A 21,944-nucleotide genomic window follows, 5' to 3' on the forward strand; every position below is an offset into this window, starting at 1 on the left:
CCCATCCATCGCTCTCGCTTTTTCGTTGGCATTCGCCGGCACCGCTCGACATGATCCACCGATGACAAGAAAACAATCCCTCGATACGTTCGCCGTGACGGCCATGGTCGTGCTCTGCAGCCTCTGGGCTCTGCAGCAGATCGCCATCAAGGCGATCATTCCGGAAGTGCCGCCGTTCTGGCAGTCGGCCATTCGTTCGATCGGCGCTACGGTCGTGATCGCAGGCTGGTTCCGGCATGCGGGACTGAAGTGGACGCCCGGCCTTTTCTGGCCCGGCCTTCTGGTCGGCACGCTGTTTTCGGTGGAATTCGGACTGCTCTATGTGTCGCTCGGGTACACCGATGCGGCGCGGGCGGCACTGCTTCTTTATACGGCGCCGTTCGTGGTGGCGATCGGCGCACATTTCCTGATGCCGGGCGAACGGCTGTCGCTCGCGGGCTGGATCGGCATTGTCATAGCCTTCGTGGGCACCGGGCTGGTGCTGCAGGCTTCGGTCTCTCTCGACAGCGGCAAGTTTCTCGGAGACGCCTGTGCGCTGGCGGCCGGCATCCTCTGGGGGCTGACGACGCTTGCGATCCGCCGCAGCGACCTGGCTCAGGCACCCGCCTCGCAGACGTTGCTCTATCAACTCGCCATGTCCGGCGTGCTGCTGACGGCTGCCGCCATCATCTTCGAGGGCGCGCTTCCGGTTCCGCATTCTCTGCTGGCCTGGTCTTCGCTCGCTTACCAGACAGTGGTTGTCGCAGCACTTTCGTTTCTCGCCTGGTTCGCACTGATCGCCCGCTATTCGGCGACGAAACTGTCGGTGTTCACCTTCCTGACCCCGCTGCTTGCGGCGCTTGCCGGCATCCTGCTGCTCGGCGAGCGGATCGACGCGCATCACGTCATCGCACTCGTGTGCATCGTCGCCGGGATCATCGTGGTGAATATCTATGGCCACAGTCGCATATCCGCCGAGAAATCCTAAAACCCGGCCGAATGTCGCGCGGGCTGTTTCCTGTCGACAATATGTGCAATTGTTCTGCGGCATTGGCTTGCAAGGCAGATACGGGGAACGATGGCGAAGAACGAACCTGCAGAAACCGATATCCCCCGCACCCGCGGCTCCGGGACTCAGAGCGTCTATACGATCCTGCGCCGGGAAATCCTCGCCATGACCTTGGCCCCCGGCAGCCCGCTCGACGAAGTCCGGCTGTCCGAGCGTTTCGGCATGTCGCGCACGCCGATTCGCGAAGCGCTGCTGAGGCTTTCCGCCGATGGCCTTGTCACGACGCTGCCGAACCGCAACACCATCGTCGCGACGATCGATTTCGCCTCGCTGCCTCCCTATTTCGATGCGCTGACGCTGATGTACCGCGTCACCACCCGCGGTGCCGCCATGCGCGCAACCCCGCAGGCGATGGGCGAAATCCGCCAGCGGCAGGCGGAGTTCGCTGCAGCGGTTGCCGCCCACGACGCCTTCGCGATGATCGAGGCGAACCGGGAATTCCACGTGGCGATCGCGGAACTCGCCGGCAATGTCTATTACACCACCTTCTTCGCCCGGCTGCTCGACGAAGGGCGGCGCATCCTGCGCCTTTATTATCGTACCTTCGATGATCGGCTGCCGTGCCAATATGTCGATGAACACGAAGAGATGATCGCCGCAATCGAAGCGCGCGACGTCGAGCGTTCCGACAGGCTCGCCATCAAGCATGCGGAGCAGATCGTCCGGCAGATTCAGGATTATATCGCCCGCGATCTCGGCCAACCGATCGATCTTGCCGCTTCCTGATCTCACCTTTCGCATCCCCTTCACAGGACAGAAAACATGAATTCCTCTTCGGTCGACGCCGTCGTCATCGGCTCGGGCATTATCGGCACGATGTCGGCGCAATACCTGCTGGACGACGGACGTTCGGTGCTGATAATCGAGCGCGGCGAGGTGGCTCGGGGTGCAAGCAGCGGCAATGCCGGCATTCTCGCCTTTCCGGAAATTATCCCGATCGCCGCGCCCGGCATGATGTGGAAAGCGCCGAAATGGCTGCTCGATCCGCTCGGCCCCCTCAGCCTGCCGCCTTCCTATGCGCTCAACATGGTGCCGTGGCTGTGGCGCCTCTGGCAGGCCAGCGCCCGGCCGGCCTATGAGCGCACCGTCGGCGTGCATGCCAGAATGATGCCGGTGGCGCGCAGCGAAATGCTGCAAACCGTCGAACGCGCCGGCCTTCGGGCGATGATCAGGCAGACCGGCACGCTCGACCTCTACGACAGCGAGGCAAGCCTCAATGCCGCATCTGCCGACTGGCAGGCGAAACGCGACGCGGGTTTCGAATTCCAGAGAGTAGGTCGCGGCGAGATCGACCGCCTGCAGCCAGGTCTTGCGCCGCAGTTCCGGCACGCCATTTTCACGCCCTCCGGCCTGCAGGTCTCCGATCCGCTGGAATTTACCCAGGCCCTCTTCAGCAACGCCATGTCCCGGGGCGCGTCGCTCAGGATCGGTGAGGCCGTCCGCATCGAGCCGATAAACGACGGCGCCAGGGTTGTTCTGACGGATGGCGCCGTCTTCGACGCGAAGACGGTCGTGCTGGCCGGCGGCGCCTGGTCAAAGATGATCGTAGCCGGCCTCGGCGACCATGCCCCGCTCGAGACCGAGCGCGGTTACAACACGACGCTGCCGCAGGGCGCCTTTCCGCTGCATCGCCAGCTTTATTTCAACGACCATGGGTTCGTGGTGACGCCGCTTTCCTCCGGCATCCGCGTCGGCGGCGCCGTCGAGCTCGGCGGGCTGAAGCTGGCACCGAACTACAAACGCTCGGACGCGATGCTGAAAAAGGCAAAAAGCTTCCTGCCCGAGTTGAGGACCGAGGGCGGCCGCCAGTGGATGGGTTTTCGTCCCTCCATGCCGGACTGCCTGCCGGTGATCAGTGCCTCGACCGCGACCGCGGCGATCATCTATGCCTTCGGCCACGGGCATCTTGGGCTCACGCAGTCAGCTGCGACCGGCCGGCTGGTCGCGGATATCGCCGCACGCCGAAAGCCTGCTCTCGATGTCGAACCTTACAGCATCCGCCGGTTTCGCTGACAGTCGCGACGGCGGAACGTCGGCCGGCTACATGTGCCGAATATCTCTGTCGACAAACTGACTACAGCAGGATATAACGTCAGCGAAATCGAAAGGAACCGGACATGGCCTGGTCGCATCCCGTCCCGAAGATCACCGACGACGAGCGGCGGCAGCGTCTTGTCCGGCTTCAGGCGTCGCTGGACAAACAGGGGCTGGGCGGCATCCTGCTCGGCGCCAGCGAAAGCCTGCGTTATTTCACCGGCCTCGTCTGGCACCAGAGCGAACGCCTGCTCGGGGCGCTGGTGACGCCCCAGTCGGTCACCTACATCGTGCCGGGGTTCGAGCGGAGCCGGGTTGAAAGCCTGCCGCATCTGCCGGGCGAGATCGTCGTCTGGCAGGAGGATGAGGCGAGCGCCGCACTGGTCGCCTCGCTTCTGCCTGCCAATGTGAAGCTTGCGCTCGACGGCGCGCTGCCGCTGTTGGTCTACCACCAGCTTGCCGCCGTCTTCGGCACCCAGCGGCTCGTCGATGGCGGCCGACTGATCCGCGATCTCAGGCTCCGGAAGTCGAAGGCCGAGATCGACCTTATCCAGCATGCGATGAACCTGACCCTGGAAGTCCATCGCCGCGCGCATGCCTTCATCAAACCGGGCGTGCTTGCTTCAGACGTGGTGCGCCATATCGACGAACAGCATCGCGCGCTCGGGGCAGCCGGAGGTTCAAGCTTCTGCATCGTCTCCTTCGGGGTCGCGACCTCCCTTCCCCATGGCGCCGACGGCGACCAGGTCTATGCGCCCGGCGACGCGGTCCTGGTCGATACCGGCTGCCGGCTCGACGGTTATCATTCGGATCTCACCCGCACCTATGTGCTGGAAGAACCGACTCCGGAATTCGCCAGGGCCTGGGCGATCGAGCGCGAAGCGGAACAAGCCGTCTTCGAGGCCGCCCGCCTCGGCGCCACCTGCGGCAGTCTCGACGATGCGGCCCGCAAGGTGCTCGCAAAGCATGGCCTCGGCCCTGACTATATCCTGCCGGGCCTGCCGCATCGCACCGGCCACGGGCTCGGTCTGGAGATCCACGAGGAACCCTATATCCTGCGCGGCAATGCGACCGCGCTCGAACCGGGCATGTGTTTCTCCAACGAACCGATGATCGTTTTCCCGGACCGTTTCGGGATCCGCCTCGAAGACCATATCCACATGACCGAAACCGGGCCGCAATGGTTCACGGAGCCGGCGAAGGGCCCGGCTGAGCCCTTCGCGTGACGGATATCGGCACGACCGCGCATATTATCACCCATCAACCAGAGGAGTGCATTTCATGACCACAGGCTGGAGCGGCGTTTTCCCCGCAGTGACGACACAATTCAACGAAGACTTCTCGATCGACCTCAAGGCCACCCAGGGCGTGCAGGACGCGCTCGTCAACGACGGCGTCAACGGCCTGATCGTCATGGGTACCTGCGGCGAGAACAACTCGCTCGACCCGGAAGAAAAGCGCGCCATCCTCAAGGCCGCCGTCGAAGTGGTGAACGGCCGCGTACCGGTCGTGACCGGCGTGTCCGAATTCGACACCCGCCGCGCCGTCGCCTATGCCCGCGATGCCGAAAAGCTCGGCGCCGATGGCCTGATGCTGCTGCCGGCCATGGTCTATGTGCCGAAGCCGGAAGAGCTGGTCGCCCATTTCAAGACCGTCGCCGCAGCCACCTCGCTGCCGATCATGCTCTACAACAACCCGCCTGCCTATCGCGTCAACATCGGCGCCGACGTACTGCGCCAGCTCGAAGACGTGCCGAACATCAAGGCCGTCAAGGAAAGCGCGCCGGATCCGCGCCGCTTCACCGACCTGATCAATGCTTTCGGTGACCGCTTCGACATCTTCGCCGGCCTCGACGACGTGGCGCTCGAAGGCCTGATGCTCGGCGCCAAGGGCTGGGTCTCCGGCCTCACCAGCGCCTTCCCGCAGGAATCCGTCGCCCTGGTGGCCGCAGCCAATCGCGGCGACTGGGTCGAGGCCCGTGCCATCTATCGCTGGTTCATGCCGCTATTGCATCTCGATGCCGAGCACGACCTCGTCCAGTCGATCAAGCTCGCCGAGCAGATCATGGGCCGCGGCTCCGAGCGCGTGCGCATGCCGCGCATGCCGCTGACGGGTGCGCGCCGTGCTGAAGTGACCGCGATGGTGGAAAAGGCCGCCGCGACGCGGCCGACGTTTGCCAAGAAGGCTGCTTGATACCGGGATGGGACCCTCAATATTCGCGTTCAAAAAAGCCGGGCTTGCGCCCGGCTTTTTTCGTTTCTCTTTTACCGCTGACCGCCAGGCTCGCCGCTCTGGTCCAGAACCCGGCTGAGGCTGAGCGCCGCGATCGTGCAGATCGCGCCGGAGATCAGATATCCGCCGATGAAGATGATGCCGAAACTGCTGGCGAGTCCGAGCGCCACCAGCGGCGCGAAACCGGCGCCGACCAGCCAGGCGAGGTCGGAGGTGAGCGCCGCGCCCGTATAGCGGTAATATTGCCCGAAGCGCGAGGAGACGGCACCTGAGGCCTGGCCGAACGAGAGGCCGAGGATGCCGAAGCCGATGATGATGAAGGCATCCTGCCCCTTTCCGCCGGCATCGAGGAGGAAAGGCGCCGAGAACGAGAAGATAGCGATGATCACGGCGCCGATCATCAGCTGGCTGCGGCGGCCGATGCGGTCGGCGATCAGGCCGGACAGGATGATGCCGACGATGCCGACGGCGGCGCCGAGCACCTGCACGAACAGGAATTCCGCCGCCGACTGCCCGCCATAGAGCGTCACCCAGCTCAACGGGAAGATCGTCACCAGATGGAACATGGCGAAACTGGCGAGCGGCACGAACGCGCCGAGCACGACGTCATGGGCATGCTTGCTCAGCATCTCGAAGATCGGCCGGGCCTGCAGCTCGTTGGCTTCGAGCGCCGAGCCGAACTCCTTGCTGGCGACGATGCGCAGGCGTGCGAACAGCGCCACGACGTTGATCGCAAACGCCACGAAGAACGGGTAACGCCACCCCCAGGCAATGAAATCCGCTTCCGAGAGATTGGCGACGAAATAACCGAACAGGATGCTCGCCAGCGCAAAACCGATCGGTGCGCCGAGCTGCGGGATCATCGCATACCAGCCGCGCCGGTTGGGCGGCGCGTTGAGGTTCAAGAGCGAGGCGAGCCCGTCCCAGGCGCCGCCGAGCGCGAACCCCTGCCCCATGCGGAACAGTGCCAGCAATGCCACCGCCCAGTAGCCGATCGTGTCGTAACCCGGCAGGAAGGCGATCGAAGCCGTCGATCCGCCGAGCAGGAACAGCGCGATCGTCAGCTTGGTGCCGCGTCCATAATTGCGGTCGATCCACATGAAGACGAACGAACCGACGGGCCGCGCCATGAAGGCGAGCGGGAAGATCGCGAACGACATCATCGTTGCGGCGACCGGGGTCGGCGCAAACGGAAAGATCAGCTTTGGAAAGACGAGGACGGAGCCGAGCCCATAGACGAAGAAGTCGAAGAATTCAGACATGCGGCCGATGATCACACCGAGCGCGATGCTGCCCGGTGAAATCGGCTTGTCGTCATGAATGCGGCGGGCGTCCCTTTCGAGGCCGGACGATGTCGGGCCTGTTGACGCGGGATTGGCGACCGTGGTCATGAATTCCTCCTGGCGATAGTTCGCCTCGCCCCCGAAATGTTGATCAACATGCCCCCGAGATCAAGGAACAAGGCTAAAAAAACCTGATGATTACGGCGAACCGCACCGTCTTCTCATCACACCCTCTGGTCAGCCCGGTAGGTTGTCCTAGATTTCCGGTTGGCGAAGGCAAATGCCGAGTGTGCTGGTGGTGCCGTAAAACGGTGTCGAAGACCATGCGGTTTTTTGCTGCACTGCGACAGATTGCTGCACTGCGACGAACCACCTCATTTCAGCCTGCACCGGAACAAGCCTATTCCGAACCAGACAAAACGCAACTTTGAGCCCGAGATGACCCCTCAGTTGAAAATCGTAGCACGGTTGTTCGCTCTCCTGGTCCTTGTAGGCCTTTCCGGATGCAATCTGGTCGTCATGTCGCCTTCCGGCGATATCGCCAAGCAGCAGGCCAACCTGATCATCGTCGCCACGGTGCTGATGCTGATCATCATCGTACCGGTGATCTTCCTCACGCTGTTTTTCGCCTGGCGTTATCGGGGCTCCAACACCAATGCGCCCTACGATCCAGAATGGCACCATTCGACGGGGCTCGAAGTCATCATCTGGTCCGCGCCGCTCGCCATCATCATCGCGCTTGGTGCCGTCACCTGGATCAGCACCCACAAGCTCGATCCCTACCGGCCGCTCGAACGGCTGGACGCCCAGCGCGCCGTCCCCGCGGAGACAAAGCCGATCACGGTCGAGGTCGTGGCGCTCGACTGGAAATGGCTGTTCTTCTACCCGGACTACGGCGTCGCCACCGTCAACGAGATGGCGGCGCCGGTGGACGTGCCGATCAACTTCAGGATCACCGCCTCGTCGGTGATGAATTCCTTCTATGTGCCGGCACTGGCCGGAATGATCTATGCCATGCCCGGCATGGAGACGAAGCTGCATGCCGTCATCAACAAGCCGGGCGAATTCGACGGCTTGTCGGCAAACTACAGCGGTGACGGTTTTTCCCACATGCGCTTCAAGTTCCACGGCGTCGATCAGGCCGGCTTCGACCAATGGATCGCCCGGGTGAAGCAGAACGGCACCGCGCTCAACCGCGACGCCTACCTGAAGCTCGAAAAGCCGAGCGTCAAGGAGCCGGTCCGTTATTTCTCGAGCGTCGAGGACGGGCTCTACAGAGCCGTGCTCAACATGTGCGCCATACCTGGCAAGATGTGCATGGACGAAATGATGCATGTCGACATGGCGGGCGGCGGCGGAACCGAAAGCCACGAAAACCGCGCGCGCCTGGAGCACGACAATCGTCATGCGATAGAAGAAAGACCGGGTGCGACCGTGCCGGCCAGCGGCGAACCCTCCCACATGCCCGAACCGAGAAAGAGCGTGGACCCGCCGCAGCCGACCAACCACGACATGCACAACATGCCGGAAAGCAACGCCGCGCCCCAAGGCAACCAGGGCGGCCCTGCGCCGGCTCAACTCAACAACAATGCTCCGGCGCAGCCTGCAACTCAGCCCTGAGGCTGCATTCAAGAGATTTTGGACAGACCCATGTTCGGCAACAGCACTCTGACGGAATTCCTTTTCGGGCGGCTTACGCTTGAAGCCATTCCCTATCACGAGCCCATTCTCGTCGCGACCTTCGTGGTCGTGGCGCTCGGCGGCCTCGCCCTTCTGGGGGTGATCACCAGGTTTCGGCTCTGGGGTTATCTCTGGAACGAGTGGTTCACCAGCGTGGACCACAAGAAGATCGGCATCATGTATGTGGTGCTGGCGCTCGTCATGCTTTTGCGCGGCTTTGCCGACGCGATCATGATGCGCATCCAGCAGGCAATCGCCTTCAACTCGGAAGGTTACCTGCCGCCGCACCACTTCGACCAGGTCTTCACCGCCCACGGCGTGATCATGATCTTCTTCATGGCCATGCCCTTCGTCACCGGGCTGATGAACTATGTCGTACCGCTGCAAATCGGTGCGCGCGACGTCTCCTTCCCCTTCCTCAACAATTTCTCGTTCTGGATGACGACGGCCGGCGCGATCATCATCATGCTGTCGCTATTCGTCGGCGAGTTCGCCCGCACCGGCTGGCTCGCCTATCCGCCGCTCTCGGGTGCCGACTACAGTCCGGGCGTCGGCGTCGATTATTACATCTGGGGTCTGCAGGTGGCCGGCATCGGCACGACGCTCTCGGGCATCAACCTGATTGCCACCATCGTCAAGATGCGCGCGCCGGGCATGACCTTCATGAAGATGCCGATCTTCACCTGGACCTCGCTCTGCACCAACGTGCTGATCGTCGCCTCCTTCCCGATCCTCACCGCCACCCTCGTTCTTCTGTCGCTCGACCGCTATGCCGGCACGAACTTCTTCACCAACGACCTCGGCGGCAACCCGATGATGTACATCAACCTCATCTGGATCTGGGGTCATCCGGAAGTCTACATCCTCGTCCTGCCGGCCTTCGGCATCTTTTCCGAAGTCGTCGCCACCTTCTGCGGCAAGCGGCTCTTCGGTTACGCCTCGATGGTCTATGCCACCTGCGTGATCATGATCCTCTCGTACATCGTGTGGTTGCACCATTTCTTCACCATGGGGTCTGGCGCCTCGGTCAACGCCTTCTTCGGCATCACCACGATGATCATCTCGATCCCGACAGGCGCCAAGATGTTCAACTGGCTGTTCACCATGTATCGCGGCCGCATCCGCTACGAGGTGCCGATGATGTGGACGGTCGGCTTCATGGTCACCTTCGTCATCGGCGGCATGACCGGCGTGATGTTGGCGGTTCCGCCGGCCGACTTCGTGCTCCACAATTCGCTGTTCCTGATCGCCCATTTTCACAACGTCATCATCGGCGGCGTGGTGTTCGGGCTGATGGCGGGCGTCGTCTACTGGTGGCCGAAGGCCTTCGGCTACAAGCTCGATCCGTTCTGGGGCAAGATGAGCTTCTGGTTCTGGTTCATCGGCTTCTATGTCGCCTTCATGCCGCTCTACGTGCTCGGCCTGATGGGCGTGACCCGCCGCGTGTCTCAGTTCGAGGATCCGTCGCTGCAGATCTGGTTCGTGATCGCCGCATTCGGTGCGGTGCTGATCGCCTGCGGCATCGGCTCCTTCATCATCCAGTTGGTGGTCTCTTTCCTGAAACGCGACCAGCTGCGCGAGACGACCGGGGACCCCTGGGACGGCCGCACGCTGGAATGGTCCACCTCGTCTCCGCCGCCGGACTACAACTTCGCCTTCACGCCGGTCGTGTACGACCATGACAGCTGGTACGACATGAAGAGCCGCGGCTATGAACGCCCGCTCGGCGGCTTCAAGCCGATCCACATGCCGAAGAATACCGGCACCGGCGTCATCCTCGGCGCGATCAGCGTCGTCTTCGCCTTCGCGATGATCTGGTACATCTGGTGGCTGGCGATCGTCTCCTTCGTCGCCATGCTAGCCGTGGCGATCGGCCATACCTTCAACTACGCAAGAGATTTCTACATTGCCGCCGAAACCGTGACCGCAACAGAGGACGCGCGCTCGAAGCTGCTCGCGGAGCGGACCTGAGACCATGAGCCAGACGCAAGTTCAATCGAACGGCCCCTCGGGCAATGACGAAACCGTAAAGCCGCAATTCTACCTCACGGAAGACCATCATCCGGAAGGCAGCACGATGCTGGGCTTCTGGCTCTACCTGATGAGTGATTGCCTGATCTTTGCGGTGCTCTTTGCCACCCATGGCGTGCTCGGCCGCAATTATGCAGCCGGCCCCTCGCCCGCCGACCTGTTCGACCTGCCGCTCGTCGCCATCAACACGGCAATGCTGCTGTTCTCGTCGATCACCTACGGCTTTGCCATGCTGCAGATGGAAAGAGGCGCAAAGACCGAGACCCTGTTCTGGCTCGGTGTAACCGGCGTGTTCGGCGCGGCCTTCCTCGGCCTCGAGCTTTACGAGTTCAACCACCTGATCCACGAGGGCGCAGGACCGACCCGTTCGGCTTTCCTTTCCTCCTTCTTCACGCTGGTCGGCACCCACGGCCTGCACGTCACCTTCGGCATCATCTGGCTGATCACGCTGATGGTGCAGGTCGGCAAATACGGCCTGATCCCGGAAAACAAGCGCCGCCTGATGTGCCTTTCGATGTTCTGGCACTTCCTCGACGTCGTCTGGATCGGCGTCTTCTCCTTCGTTTATCTCATGGGAGTCCTTGGATGAGTTCGCATGGCCAAACACCGCACGCTCCCGCTCACGAAAGCGCCTCCCAGGCCCATCATGGCCATAGCAACGGCCACCAGGCCGGCCACGGCACGCTGAGGAGCTACCTGATCGGCTTCAGCCTGTCGGTGATCCTGACGGCCATTCCGTTCTGGCTGGTGATGAGCGGTGCCATCGACAGCAAGCTGTTCACCGCCTTCCTCGTCATGGGCCTGGGCGTGATTCAGATCGTCGTGCACATGGTCTATTTCCTGCACATGAACCCACGATCGGAAGGCGGATGGACGATGATGGCGCTGCTATTTACCCTGGTTCTGGTCGGCATCACGCTTGCCGGGTCGCTCTGGGTCATGCATCATCTCAACACCAACATGATGCCGATGTCGCCGGAGATGATGAAGAACATGCCGTGACCCTTCGGGGGCAAGCTGGGAAGGGATAGACGCGTGGCTCTCGACCATCCTTTAACGGGAGAAACAGCGGATGCGGCACCGGCTCGTTCCAGGTTCGTCTTCGCAGCTGCGATGCTGTCGCTGACCGTCGTCTTTCTCGGGCTCGGCACCTGGCAGGTGCAGCGGCTCTTCTGGAAACTCGATCTGATCGCCCGCGTCGACGCCCGGGTCACGGCAACCCCGGCGCCTGCCCCCTCATCGCCAGCCTGGCCTGCGATCAACGCCGAAAACGACGAATATCGCCGCGTCACAGCCACCGGGTTCTTTCACCATGACGCGGAAACACTGGTTCAGGCGGTCACCGATCTCGGGCCGGGCTTCTGGGTTCTGACGCCTCTGGAACAGAAGGACGGGAGCACCGTCCTTGTCAATCGCGGCTTCGTGCCCGCCAACCGCCGCGACCCGGCTTTGCGGCCGGATGGGCAACTCTCCGGACCAATGAAGATCACCGGCCTCATCCGCGTCAGCGAGCCGGAGGGCGCTTTCCTGCGCTCCAACGATCCCGCCGGCGGCCGCTGGTACTCGCGCGACGTGGCCGCGATCGCGGCAACAAACGGCCTCGAAAAGGTGGCGCCCTATTTCATCGATGCCGACGCGACGCCGATTCCGGGCGGCCTTCCCGTCGGAGGATTGACGGTGATCCGCTTCCGCAACACCCATCTCGTTTATGCCGTGACCTGGTATCTTCTGGCAGTGATGAGCGCCGGCGGCGCCTACGCCATCCAGCGGAAGCGGCTGGCCTGAACTCGGGCGTGGATTTCTACCGAATAGCAGGCCGGCAACCTGTTCATCGCACTCCGAATTTCCCATAGTCCGAGAAACGGCATTTGCCAGCGCCGCAGGCGGCCAGTTTAGAGCGGATCATGATATGCGCCAGTTCTTCAACTCGAAATACAAGATCATCCTGGCGGCAGCGCTGTTCATCCTGACGTCGATCTTCATGTCGATTTCCGCGACCGGGCATGTCAGCGGCAGTTACATCGCCATCGTCCTGGTCGCGTTCCTGTTCACGGTCCTGTCGCTCTACTCGACCGCCCGATCGCAACATGCCGAATACCTGATCGTCGGCAGCCTGCTTCTGTCCCTCTCGACATTGGTCGGGATCACCGAGGTGCTGACCAAGACGATCTCCAACATGCAGTACGGAATTTATTTCTTCGCCTTCCTCGGCTGCGTCGGCCTGCTTTCGCTCGGCCTGATCGCACGGTATCTCACCAGCGAGGGATGGGGCGTCAGCTCCGAAAAGACCCGCGAAGCGCTGTCGGTCTGCGCCACGATCCTTGGCTTCGTGCTGTCGATCGCCTCGGCTTTCGTGCCGACCTGAGGCCGGCGTGGCATCAGCATTGAAAAAGATGCCCGGACGTAGCTGAGCCGCGTCCGGGCGATTTTTATCGATCAGACGAGATCGAAACGGTCGGCGTTCATGACCTTGGTCCAGGCCGCGACGAAGTCCTTGACGAACTTCGCCTTGGCGTCGGACTGGGCATAGACTTCCGCGATCGCACGAAGCTGCGAATGGGAGCCGAAGATCAGGTCGACGCGGGTGCCGGTCCACCTGGGTGCCTTGGTCTTGCGGTCACGGCCTTCGTAGACGCCATCCTTACCGGCAACAGGCGACCATTCGGTGCCCATGTCGAGCAGGTTGACGAAGAAATCGTTCGTCAGCGTTTCCGGTTGGGTTGTGAAGACGCCGTGTTCGGGCTCGCCCGCCTTCAACACGCGCAGGCCACCGAGGAGAACCGTCATTTCCGGTGCCGTCAGCGTCAGCAGCTGAGCGCGGTCCACCAGGGCCTCTTCAGCCTTCATGAACTGCGTCTTGCTGCTGTTGACATAGTTGCGGAAGGCATCGGCACGGGGTTCCAGCGGAGCGAAGGAAACGGCATCCGTCTGTTCCTGCGAGGCGTCCATACGGCCCGGCGTGAACGGCACGACGATATCCTGGCCGCCGGCCTTGGCAGCCTTTTCGACACCGGCGGCGCCCGCAAGCACGATCAGATCAGCCAGCGAGATCTTCTTGCTTCCGGTATGGGTATCGGAGAAATCCTTTTGGATTCCTTCGAGAACGCTCAAGACCTTTGCGAGCTGCGCCGGCTGGTTGGCCTCCCAGTCCTTCTGCGGCGAAAGCCGGATGCGAGCGCCATTGGCGCCGCCGCGCTTGTCGGAACCGCGGAAGGTCGATGCGGAAGCCCAGGCGGTCGAAACCAGTTCCTGGACCGTGAGGCCGGATGCCAGGATCCTGGACTTCAGGTCGGCGATATCGTGGTCATCGACCAGATCATGATTGACCGGCGGGATTACGTCCTGCCAGATCAGGTCTTCGGCCGGAACTTCCGGGCCGAGATAACGAACCTTCGGTCCCATGTCGCGATGGGTCAGCTTGAACCAGGCGCGGGCAAAGGCATCCGCGAACTGGTCGGGATTTTCGAGGAAACGGCGCGAGATCTTCTCGTAGGCCGGGTCGAAACGCAGCGCCAGATCGCTGGTCAGCATGGTCGGAAGCTGCTTCTTCGACGGGTCGAAAGCGTCCGGAATGGAGGCGTCGGCATTCTTCGCCACCCACTGCTTTGCACCGGCCGGGCTCGTGGTCAGTTCCCATTCGAAGCCGAACAGGTTTTCGAAGAAGTAGTTGCTCCACTGGGTCGGGGTCTGGGTCCAGGTCACTTCCAGGCCGCTGCCGATAGCATCGCGACCGATACCGGTGTTGAACTTGCTCGACCAGCCGAGCCCCTGGGCTTCGAGTTCGCCGCCTTCCGGGTCGATACCGACAAACGAAGGATCACCGGCCCCGTGGGTCTTGCCGAACGTGTGGCCGCCGGCGATCAGCGCCACGGTCTCTTCGTCATTCATGGCCATGCGGGCGAAGGTCTCGCGGATGTCGCGGGCGGATGCCAGCGGATCCGGGGTACCATTCGGGCCTTCCGGGTTGACGTAGATGAGGCCCATCTGCACGGCGCCAAGCGGTTCTGCGAGCTGGCGTTCACCGCTGTAGCGCTCATCCCCGAGCCAGGTTCCTTCCGGACCCCAGTAGAGCTCTTCCGGCTCCCAGACGTCGGCGCGGCCGCCGGCGAAACCGAACGTCTTGAAGCCCATCGATTCGAGCGCGACGTTGCCGGTGAGGATCATCAGATCCGCCCAGGAAACCTTGTTGCCGTATTTCTGCTTGATCGGCCAGAGCAGGCGACGGGCCTTGTCGAGGTTGACGTTGTCCGGCCAGCTGTTGAGCGGCGCGAAACGCTGTTGCCCCTGGCCGGCGCCGCCGCGGCCGTCGGTGATGCGGTATGTGCCGGCGCTGTGCCAGGCCATGCGGATGAACAGGCCGCCGTAGTGACCGAAGTCGGCCGGCCACCACTCCTGGCTATCGGTCATCAGGGCATGAAGGTCCTTCTTCAGGCCCTCGAGATCGAGCGTCTTGAACTCTTCGGCATAATTGAACGCCTCACCCATGGGGTCGGAGCGCACCGAGTGCCCATGAAGGACCTGGACGTTCAGCTGGTTAGGCCACCAGTCGCGGTTCGATCTGCCGCGAGGCGTATGGGCGACCGGACATTTGCCGGCGCTTTCGCTAGATTTCGCATCCATGACTATCTCCTTGATTACTTTAATTATCTGCCGTGCAAAAGAGGGCAATTTTTCCCGAACCGCCTGGGTGCGGCCGCGCTATTTCCGACTGTAGACCCACCTGTTTAACCGGAGCAAGCCAAGCGCGCGCCCTCCCTCGTCTCCCTTCTTATCGGAAGCGCCTCATAAATTTAAGTTGGATTTACTGATCGCGACGATAAGCTAGGGTTATGAAGAACCTTACTCTCAAACAACTCCGCTATTTCGAAGCCCTGGCACGCGATGGCCGCTTCCGCCGCGCGGCCGATGCCTGCGCGATTTCCCAGCCGGCCTTGTCGATGCAGATCAAGGAACTCGAACAGGAAGTGGGCGGCGATCTCTTCGAGCGGAATGCGCGCGAAGTGAAACTGACCGCCTTCGGCCAGACCTTCGCGCTTCGGGTTCGCGGCATCCTGCGGGCGGTGGACGAGCTGGCGGACCTTGCCCGTGCGTCGCGCGATCCGTTCCTGGCGCGATTGCGCATCGGTATCATCCCGACGATCGCGCCCTATCTGCTGCCGGCGATCATCAACGACCTGAACAGGACTTTCGACGGGATTGAAATACAGGTGCGCGAGACGCAGACGGCAAAGCTGGTCCAGGAGCTGGCACAGGGCGAGCTGGATCTGGCCATCGTCGCCCTGCCCGTGTCGGAACCGTTCCTGACCGAGCTCAAATTGTTCGACGAGGAGTTCGTGCTGGTCCGGAGACCGGAGGACGAAGGCAAGCCGGTACCCGAACGCGAGGCGCTACGCGAGATGCGCCTGCTTCTGCTGGAGGAAGGCCACTGTTTTCGCGATCAGGCCCTGTCGTTCTGCAAAATCGGCACGACGCGCCTGCGGGAAGTCATGGAGGGCAGTTCCCTGTCGACGCTCGTGCAGATGGTCAGCGCCGGTATCGGCATCACGCTGATCCCGGAAATGGCTGTGCCGGTGGAAACACGCTCGGCGCGGGTTTCGATCTCCCGCTTCCAGACGCCGCGGCCCTCACGCACCATCGGAATGATCTGGCGCAATTCGACGCCCCTGGTCACCCAGCTCCTGCAGATTTCCGAGGTGGTGCGCGGGTCGGCCGACACCATGCGCAGACAGCATGCCATCCGGCCTTGAGGCCGCAGCGAAGCAACCCCTGGAGGGAGCCGGCGGGCCCTGCGCACGTTTTGGAAAGGCGTTATTCAAAGCCCGTGTGGGGAGCGATCAGGTTGTGCGTTCGGCGCAAAACCGGTTGAGGGTCTCGACATCATTTCGTCATTCTTTTCATCTCCCGAAGAAGTGTGGGAGTGGTTAGTCACGCCGAAATGCATGACCGACGGACCTGCCGCCCCAGTCTTCGCCCTGAGAAGGCGCTTTTTTTCAGCGGTTGATGCCCTCGAACATACGGTTCACCGCGCCGAAATATTCTTTCGGCATGGCCTCGACACCTTCGGCAACAGCATTCTTCCAAGCTGGTCCGCGTTCCCATCCCTCTTCAAGAGCCGCAGCCAGACCATTCCCGCCGCCCGTCTTCGGGAGAACTTCGAAGAGTATTGCAGCTTGCCTTAAATCCTTCTCAGATTTCGCTTTGCCACCAGCATCGTTTTGCCGACGGCCGGCGACCATGAGTTTATGGACCGCATACCGCGCGGGGTCCGGCACGACGACCGAGACGCCGGCGTTGTGCAGCAGAATCGAGCGCACCGGATCACGGATCAGGAAATCTAAAAATCTCAGCGGTTCAGCTGCCGCGCCGCCGAGCGCAGGCATAGAAGCCGGTTCGTCCGAGTACTCTTCCGATCCCCGGTTTGTTGCTAGAAATTCTGATCTGGACAACCCCTCGAAGCAAGCACACGGCATTGCCTCCTCCCAATCGCAGAACGGCAAAACAGGCTATACTAGAACTGCGAAACTGATATAGCGCGCCTGTCAGGGGATCTCCTGCAAGCGGCAGAACATCTTGAACGACATGAACGCACTGCGGGATCGCTGCTCCATGGAAGCCAAACAAGCCTATGTTTCCGCCCTCCGCGAGGCGAATTCTCAGAGCAATTGCGTCAAGGCGATGTCGATCTGGCAATCCGGCAGATCTCACAAAACCTGTCCGATTAACTTGGAATCTGGTGCCTGGAGCGGAGGAAATTCATCAAGTCGCTGGCAGGCTTGGACAAAGGGCGGCGGATTGAGGCTATCTGCCGTACATCGAAACCCAATTCAACTCCGGCGAAATCGATCTTAACCAGCTCACCGCGCTCGAGATCAGCCGCTACGCTTCGTTCCAGCGAACAGGCAATGCCCACACCAGCAGCAACGAACTCGCGCAGGAACTGGTACTCGGTCGCCTGCGCCGCGACCTTTACGTGGCTGATACCGGCATTCGCCAGAAGCTTCGAGACACCCCGCCCAAACAGCGAAGAGGGCGGCGGACCAACGAAGTCATAACGTGCAACATCCTGCGGCTTGACGCGCTTGCGGTGGGCCAGGGGGTGGTTCGGCGAGGCAATGAGAACCAGCTTCTCCCGGCCGATAGTTTCAGCCCGGACGCCTCGGAGGTCTTCATTGCCCAGAAAGCAGCCGACATCGGCCACGCCATCGCGAACCTCGGAAAAAACATCCTCCTGTTTGCCGATCCTCAGAACGAGCTGGATATCCGGCCGCGCTATCGCAAAATCCGTCAGATCTTTTCGCAGAACAAAATTGGCGAGGCTTCGCTGGCAAGATAAAACCACCTGCTGACCGGTCTCGCCTCGGATTTTCACGACATCCGCGCGCATGTCGTCGGCCTCGGCCAGGAACTCGCGCGCATGTTGCAGCACGCTTTGACCGATCTCGGTTAGCAGCGGTTTGCGGCCCCGGCGCCGCACGAAAATCTGCCCGCCGATTTCCTTCTCGATCGCCATGATATGGGCGCTGACCGATGGCTGTGCGATGCCGAAACGGTCGGCGGCGGCCGCAAAGCTGCCCTCCTCGACCACTGCAACCAGGACTTCCATGCGCCGGAGCGTGATATTGAACATGGTGATAACCTATAGCCTATAGGCTATCAAACCTAAAGCCCCCAAACCCGTTGCTAGTTAGCGTTCGAATGGATCAAATGCTGTTCGAGGATGAGGAATGACATGAACGATCCCACTGGGAGCCTGATGCTTTAACGTCAGCCCGAGTATTCCTGTCACCGCTGCCGAGGTTTCGGTCCAATCCGCAAAGATTAAAGCATTCCGCATGGTTCCATGCGGACAGGAGGACGCATGAATATTGTCGGAATTGATATTGGCGGCACGTTCACCGATCTCGTCGGTTATGTCGACGGCAAGATCGTGACGTCGAAGACGTCGACCGTGCCGGCCGATCCGACCCAGGGCATCGCCCGCAGCCTCGAGCTTGCGAACTGCGATCCCAACCAGCTCAATGAAATTCTCCACGGCTCGACGATCGCCATCAACACAGTGCTGGAGCGCAAGGGCGCCCGCACCGCGCTGATCACCACGAGTGGTTTCCGCGACGTCTATGCGATCGGCCGTTCGAACCGCATCCAGGCTTTCAACCTTTTCTTCAAGCGTCCGCAGCCGCTGGTGCCGCGCAGTCTGACCTTCGAAATTCCGGAGCGCATCCTTGCTTCCGGCGAAGTTCTGGAAGCGCTCGACGAAAAGACCGTCGCCGCGGTCATCGCCGAGATCGAAGCCGCGGGCGTCGAATCCGTTGCCATCTGCCTGCTGCATTCCTGGGCCAATCCGGCTCATGAGCGCCGCGTCGGTGACATGCTACGCAAGACGCTGCCGGATATCTTCGTGACGCTGTCGCACGAAATCTTACGTGAATATCGCGAATACGAGCGTTCCTCTACGACTGCGCTCAATGCCTTTGTCGGCCCCCGCGTCGAAGGTTACCTGAAGCGCCTCGAAACCTATCTCCGTTCCGGCGCCTTCGGCGGCAAGATTCATATCATGCGATCGAACGGCGGCGTCATGTCGATCGGCCAAGCACAGGAACAGCCGGTCTCGATGATGGAATCCGGCCCGGTAGCCGGCATGATCGGCGCAGGTCGTCTCGCCAAACTGCTCGGCCTCAAGCGCTGCATCGGTTTCGACATGGGCGGCACGACCGCCAAGTCGAGCCTGATCACCGATGGAGCGCCTGCTATCGAAACCGGTTACGTGATCGGCGAAGAGGCTGACGGCCAGCCGATGCAGCTGCCGGTCGTCAATATCGTCGAAGTCGGTGCCGGCGGCGGTTCGATCGCCTGGGTCGACAATGCCGGCGGCCTGCACGTGGGTCCCCAGAGCGTCGGTGCCGATCCGGGCCCTGCCTGCTATGGCAAGGGAGCGGACCTTCCCGTCGTCACCGACGCCGACCTGATCCTTGGCCGTATCAATCCGCAACGGTTCCTCAACGGCGGCATGCCGCTCGACAAGGCGGCCTCCGAACAGGCGATGCTGAGCAAGGTCGGCAACCCGCTGAAGCTCAATCCGGTCGAGGCAGCGCTCGGCGTGGCGAAGATCGCCGATAGCTCGATGTCGCTGTCGGTGCGTGCGGTCTCGATCAACAAAGGTATCGACCCGCGCGACACGGCAATGATCGCCTTCGGCGGCGCCGGCCCGCTGCATGCGATCGCCATCGCCCGCGAAATCTACATTCCGCTGGTGATCATCCCGAAACTGCCCGGCACGTTCTCGGCCCTCGGCATGCTGATGGCTTCCTGGCGGCAGGATTTCGTGCAGACTTTCATCGGCCGCGTCGGCGAACTTTCCGAGGCCGGCGTCGAGAAGGTTTATGCCGAACTCGTCGCGAGCGGCCGCGAGCAGATGAAGCGTGACGGCATCGCCGAGAACGAGGCGGATCACCGCGTCTTCGCCGACCTGCGTTATGTCGGCCAGGAACATGCGATCTCGATCCCGATCGAGAATACCGGCATGCTCTCCGGCGACACCAGCGAGGTCCGCCGCCGTTTCGATGCCGAGCACGACCGCCGCTACAGCCAATCGGCGCCGACGGAGGCGCTCGAAATCGTCAGCCTGCGCCTGGTCCTGACCGCCGCCCGCACCGACAACATTGCTGAGGAATGGCTGTCCCGTCCGTGGGAGCCGGAAGCGGAATCCGAGGTCGGCAGCCGTGCCGTGGTGTTCGACGATCCGGCAAGGCCGCTGAAGACGGCGATCTACTGGCGCCCGGCGCTGCCGGCTGGCTTCAGGCTCATCGGCCCAGCCGTCATCGAAGAACCGAATTCCACCATCCTGATCCATCCCGGCGACGAAGTGGTCGTCCACGAGGCAGGCCATCTGCTGGTGACGCTCGCCAAGCAGAGCGAGGAATAAGAACATGACCCCGATCAAGAACGATCCGATCACCGTTGAAGTCGTCCGCAATGCCATCGTCGCCTATGCCGATGAAATGGCCGAGGCGCTTTGCAAGTCCGCCTACAACATGATGATCTACGAAGTCCGCGACTATTGCTGCGGCCTGATCGACACGACCGGCCGGATGATCTCGCAGAACCGGGGCGGCCTGCCGATTTTCCTCGCCGACCTCGGCATCGCCGTCGAGGACGGGATCAAGAAATACGGGTTGAAGGGTTTCGCAGAGGGCGACGTCCTCGTCATGAACCATGGCCATATCTGCGGCCAGCACCTGAACAACGTCGTCGTCTACGCGCCCTGCTTCCATGACGGCGAACTGATCGGCTTTGCGGCCAACCGCGCCCATTGGGTGGATATCGGCGGCGGCCGACAGGGTTTCGGCTCCAACGCGACGACCGACATCTACTCCGAAGGCCTGCAGATGCGGTCCCTGAAGATCTACAAGGCGGGCGAACTCAACGACACGCTCTACCAGATCATCCAGGACAATATCCGTTATCCGGACGCCAGCCTCGGCGACCTTCGAGCCCAGGTCGCGTCCTGCCAGATCGGCGCCAAGCGTTATGCCGAGCTCGTCGCCCGTTACGGCCGCGGCGTAGTAGAAACCTGCGTCGAGACCATCTGGGACCAGACCGACAAGGCCGCCCGCCAGGTGATCGAACGCATTCCGGACGGCATCTATTCGGCCGAAAGCTTCCTCGACAATGACGGCCGCGACCTCGCGACGCCGCTGCGTATCGCCGTCAAGGTGATTGTGTCGGGCTCGACCATCACTGTCGATTTCCATGGCATGCATCCGCAGGTGAACGGCCCCTTGAATTCCGGCCGTTCTGGGGGCATCGCTGCTGCCCGCGTCGCCTTCAAGGCGCTGACCTCGCCGGAACTCGACGTCAACGAAGGCTGCTTCCGCGCTCTCAACGTCGACCTGCCGGACGGCACGATCCTCTCGGCCCGTCCGCCCGCCGCGCTCGGCCAGTGGAGCATCGCGCTGCCGACCGTCATCGACACGATCCTCAAGGCGCTGGCACCGGCCGTGCCGGAACTGATCCCGGCCGCCCACAAGGGCGACATGGGTGGTTGTTCCTTCTTCGGATTCTACGACGACGGCTCGCGCTTCCTGCTGATGAATATCTTTGGCGGCGGCTGGGGCGGCCGTCCGCATGAGGACGGGGAATCCGCGGCCGTCTCGGTCTGCCAGGGCGACGTGCGCAACACGCCGGTCGAGCTTCAGGAGATCAAATATCCGTTCATCGTTGAACGGCATGCGCTGCGCCCGGACTCCGGTGGCGCCGGCGAACATCGTGGCGGCCTTGGCATCGAGCTCACCTATCGCTGCCTGCGCGTCTGCCGCGGCAACATCAATTTCGACCGCACCGTTACACCGCCCTGGGGCCTGCATGGCGGGCATACCGGTGAGGTCAGCGTGGCAATCATCGATCGCGCCGACGGCACGCAGCTGCGGGTCAACAAGGCGACCGACGTGCAGTTCACGCCGGGCGACCGTATTACCTTCCTCACCGCTGGCGGCGGCGGTTACGGCGATCCGGCTAGGCGCTCGCGCGCCGATCTGGACGAGGATATCGCCAACGGTCTGGTCTCCAGAGAAGCGGCGGTCCGCGACTACGGCTATGCCGAGACACAGATGCCGCGCCGCATCGCAGTGAACGGCTGA

General features: G+C 62.1%; 18 protein-coding genes. 14 read left to right on the forward strand and 4 right to left on the reverse strand.

The features are described 5' to 3' along the window. Positions 1-61: 61 nt before the first annotated feature. From C5L10_RS10725 to C5L10_RS10745, 5 genes are all read left to right on the forward strand, one after another. Positions 62-967, forward strand: coding sequence for a DMT family transporter (locus C5L10_RS10725; protein ID WP_105429646.1), 906 nt, complete (start codon positions 62-64; stop codon positions 965-967). Positions 968-1,057: 90 nt separating this feature from the next. After that, positions 1,058-1,774 (forward strand): GntR family transcriptional regulator, encoded by a 717-nt coding sequence (locus C5L10_RS10730; protein ID WP_105429647.1) that lies wholly within the window; start codon positions 1,058-1,060, stop codon positions 1,772-1,774. A gap of 36 nt (positions 1,775-1,810) precedes the next feature. After that, positions 1,811-3,061 (forward strand): FAD-binding oxidoreductase, encoded by a 1,251-nt coding sequence (locus C5L10_RS10735; protein ID WP_105429648.1) that lies wholly within the window; start codon positions 1,811-1,813, stop codon positions 3,059-3,061. A gap of 104 nt (positions 3,062-3,165) precedes the next feature. Next, positions 3,166-4,308, forward strand: a complete 1,143-nt coding sequence (locus C5L10_RS10740) for a Xaa-Pro peptidase family protein (RefSeq protein WP_105429649.1) — start codon at positions 3,166-3,168, stop codon at positions 4,306-4,308. Positions 4,309-4,363: 55 nt separating this feature from the next. Then, positions 4,364-5,275: a dihydrodipicolinate synthase family protein gene (locus C5L10_RS10745; RefSeq protein WP_105429650.1), complete on the forward strand. Its 912-nt coding sequence runs from the start codon at positions 4,364-4,366 to the stop codon at positions 5,273-5,275. A gap of 71 nt (positions 5,276-5,346) precedes the next feature. Here C5L10_RS10745 and C5L10_RS10750 read toward each other — a convergent pair whose 3' ends face one another. Further along, positions 5,347-6,705: an MFS transporter gene (locus C5L10_RS10750; protein WP_105429651.1), complete on the reverse strand. Its 1,359-nt coding sequence runs from the start codon at positions 6,703-6,705 to the stop codon at positions 5,347-5,349. Positions 6,706-7,035: 330 nt separating this feature from the next. On the opposite strand from C5L10_RS10750, the gene cyoA reads away from it, so the two are divergent. The 6 genes from cyoA to C5L10_RS10780 all read left to right on the forward strand — a co-directional run bounded on the left by cyoA (position 7,036) and on the right by C5L10_RS10780 (position 12,673). Further along, positions 7,036-8,217: a ubiquinol oxidase subunit II gene (cyoA, locus tag C5L10_RS10755; RefSeq protein ID WP_105429652.1), complete on the forward strand. Its 1,182-nt coding sequence runs from the start codon at positions 7,036-7,038 to the stop codon at positions 8,215-8,217. Between the two features lie 30 nt (positions 8,218-8,247). Further along, positions 8,248-10,248, forward strand: coding sequence for a cytochrome o ubiquinol oxidase subunit I (gene cyoB / locus C5L10_RS10760; protein WP_105429653.1), 2,001 nt, complete (start codon positions 8,248-8,250; stop codon positions 10,246-10,248). A 4-nt stretch (positions 10,249-10,252) separates the two neighbouring features. Further along, the gene (gene cyoC / locus C5L10_RS10765; RefSeq protein WP_105429654.1) at positions 10,253-10,897 is read left to right on the forward strand and encodes a cytochrome o ubiquinol oxidase subunit III; all 645 of its coding nucleotides are present in this window, start codon (positions 10,253-10,255) and stop codon (positions 10,895-10,897) included. After that, positions 10,894-11,310 (forward strand): cytochrome o ubiquinol oxidase subunit IV, encoded by a 417-nt coding sequence (gene cyoD / locus C5L10_RS10770; RefSeq protein ID WP_037082809.1) that lies wholly within the window; start codon positions 10,894-10,896, stop codon positions 11,308-11,310. The genes cyoC and cyoD overlap by 4 nt, the downstream gene beginning before the upstream one ends. A 33-nt stretch (positions 11,311-11,343) precedes the next feature. Then, positions 11,344-12,093 carry an SURF1 family protein gene (locus C5L10_RS10775; protein ID WP_105429655.1) on the forward strand — a complete coding sequence of 250 codons (750 nt, stop codon included), beginning with the start codon at positions 11,344-11,346 and terminating at the stop codon, positions 12,091-12,093. A gap of 124 nt (positions 12,094-12,217) precedes the next feature. After that, entirely contained in the window at positions 12,218-12,673 is a 456-nt protein-coding gene (locus C5L10_RS10780) for a hypothetical protein (RefSeq protein WP_105429656.1), read from the forward strand. 71 nt (positions 12,674-12,744) lie between these two features. Here the strand turns inward: C5L10_RS10780 and katG are convergent, their stop codons facing one another. Next, complete coding sequence (gene katG, locus C5L10_RS10785; RefSeq protein WP_105429657.1) at positions 12,745-14,928, reverse strand: catalase/peroxidase HPI; 2,184 nt, start codon at positions 14,926-14,928, stop codon at positions 12,745-12,747. Between the two features lie 209 nt (positions 14,929-15,137). Between katG and C5L10_RS10790 the strand changes: the two genes are divergently transcribed. Continuing rightward, positions 15,138-16,055, forward strand: coding sequence for a hydrogen peroxide-inducible genes activator (locus C5L10_RS10790; protein ID WP_105429658.1), 918 nt, complete (start codon positions 15,138-15,140; stop codon positions 16,053-16,055). 243 nt (positions 16,056-16,298) lie between these two features. Here the strand turns inward: C5L10_RS10790 and C5L10_RS10795 are convergent, their stop codons facing one another. Beyond that, entirely contained in the window at positions 16,299-16,778 is a 480-nt protein-coding gene (locus C5L10_RS10795; RefSeq protein WP_105429659.1) for a GSU2403 family nucleotidyltransferase fold protein, read from the reverse strand. A gap of 248 nt (positions 16,779-17,026) precedes the next feature. Beyond that, complete coding sequence (locus C5L10_RS10800; protein ID WP_105429660.1) at positions 17,027-17,935, reverse strand: LysR family transcriptional regulator; 909 nt, start codon at positions 17,933-17,935, stop codon at positions 17,027-17,029. Positions 17,936-18,166: 231 nt separating this feature from the next. On the opposite strand from C5L10_RS10800, the gene C5L10_RS10805 reads away from it, so the two are divergent. Continuing rightward, entirely contained in the window at positions 18,167-20,230 is a 2,064-nt protein-coding gene (locus C5L10_RS10805; RefSeq protein ID WP_172716988.1) for a hydantoinase/oxoprolinase family protein, read from the forward strand. A 4-nt stretch (positions 20,231-20,234) separates the two neighbouring features. Continuing rightward, positions 20,235-21,944 (forward strand): hydantoinase B/oxoprolinase family protein, encoded by a 1,710-nt coding sequence (locus tag C5L10_RS10810; RefSeq protein WP_105429662.1) that lies wholly within the window; start codon positions 20,235-20,237, stop codon positions 21,942-21,944.

This window comes from Neorhizobium sp. T6_25, assembly GCF_002968555.1.
Lineage (GTDB): Bacteria > Pseudomonadota > Alphaproteobacteria > Rhizobiales > Rhizobiaceae > Neorhizobium.

Excerpts from the sequence above, each read along its gene's own strand:
- cyoB (WP_105429653.1), top strand. The coding sequence starts at position 8,248 with ATGTTCGGCAACAGCACTCTGACGGAATTCCTTTTCGGGCGGCTTACG.
- C5L10_RS10730 (WP_105429647.1), top strand. The coding sequence starts at position 1,058 with ATGGCGAAGAACGAACCTGCAGAAACCGATATCCCCCGCACCCGCGGC.
- C5L10_RS10740 (WP_105429649.1), top strand. The coding sequence starts at position 3,166 with ATGGCCTGGTCGCATCCCGTCCCGAAGATCACCGACGACGAGCGGCGG.
- cyoC (WP_105429654.1), top strand. The coding sequence starts at position 10,253 with ATGAGCCAGACGCAAGTTCAATCGAACGGCCCCTCGGGCAATGACGAA.
- cyoA (WP_105429652.1), top strand. The coding sequence starts at position 7,036 with ATGACCCCTCAGTTGAAAATCGTAGCACGGTTGTTCGCTCTCCTGGTC.
- katG (WP_105429657.1), bottom strand. The coding sequence starts at position 14,928 with ATGGATGCGAAATCTAGCGAAAGCGCCGGCAAATGTCCGGTCGCCCAT.
- C5L10_RS10795 (WP_105429659.1), bottom strand. The coding sequence starts at position 16,778 with ATGCCGTGTGCTTGCTTCGAGGGGTTGTCCAGATCAGAATTTCTAGCA.
- C5L10_RS10790 (WP_105429658.1), top strand. The coding sequence starts at position 15,138 with ATGAAGAACCTTACTCTCAAACAACTCCGCTATTTCGAAGCCCTGGCA.
- C5L10_RS10745 (WP_105429650.1), top strand. The coding sequence starts at position 4,364 with ATGACCACAGGCTGGAGCGGCGTTTTCCCCGCAGTGACGACACAATTC.
- cyoD (WP_037082809.1), top strand. The coding sequence starts at position 10,894 with ATGAGTTCGCATGGCCAAACACCGCACGCTCCCGCTCACGAAAGCGCC.
- C5L10_RS10805 (WP_172716988.1), top strand. The coding sequence starts at position 18,167 with ATGAATATTGTCGGAATTGATATTGGCGGCACGTTCACCGATCTCGTC.
- C5L10_RS10810 (WP_105429662.1), top strand. The coding sequence starts at position 20,235 with ATGACCCCGATCAAGAACGATCCGATCACCGTTGAAGTCGTCCGCAAT.
- C5L10_RS10735 (WP_105429648.1), top strand. The coding sequence starts at position 1,811 with ATGAATTCCTCTTCGGTCGACGCCGTCGTCATCGGCTCGGGCATTATC.
- C5L10_RS10750 (WP_105429651.1), bottom strand. The coding sequence starts at position 6,705 with ATGACCACGGTCGCCAATCCCGCGTCAACAGGCCCGACATCGTCCGGC.
- C5L10_RS10800 (WP_105429660.1), bottom strand. The coding sequence starts at position 17,935 with ATGTTCAATATCACGCTCCGGCGCATGGAAGTCCTGGTTGCAGTGGTC.
- C5L10_RS10725 (WP_105429646.1), top strand. The coding sequence starts at position 62 with ATGACAAGAAAACAATCCCTCGATACGTTCGCCGTGACGGCCATGGTC.
- C5L10_RS10780 (WP_105429656.1), top strand. The coding sequence starts at position 12,218 with ATGCGCCAGTTCTTCAACTCGAAATACAAGATCATCCTGGCGGCAGCG.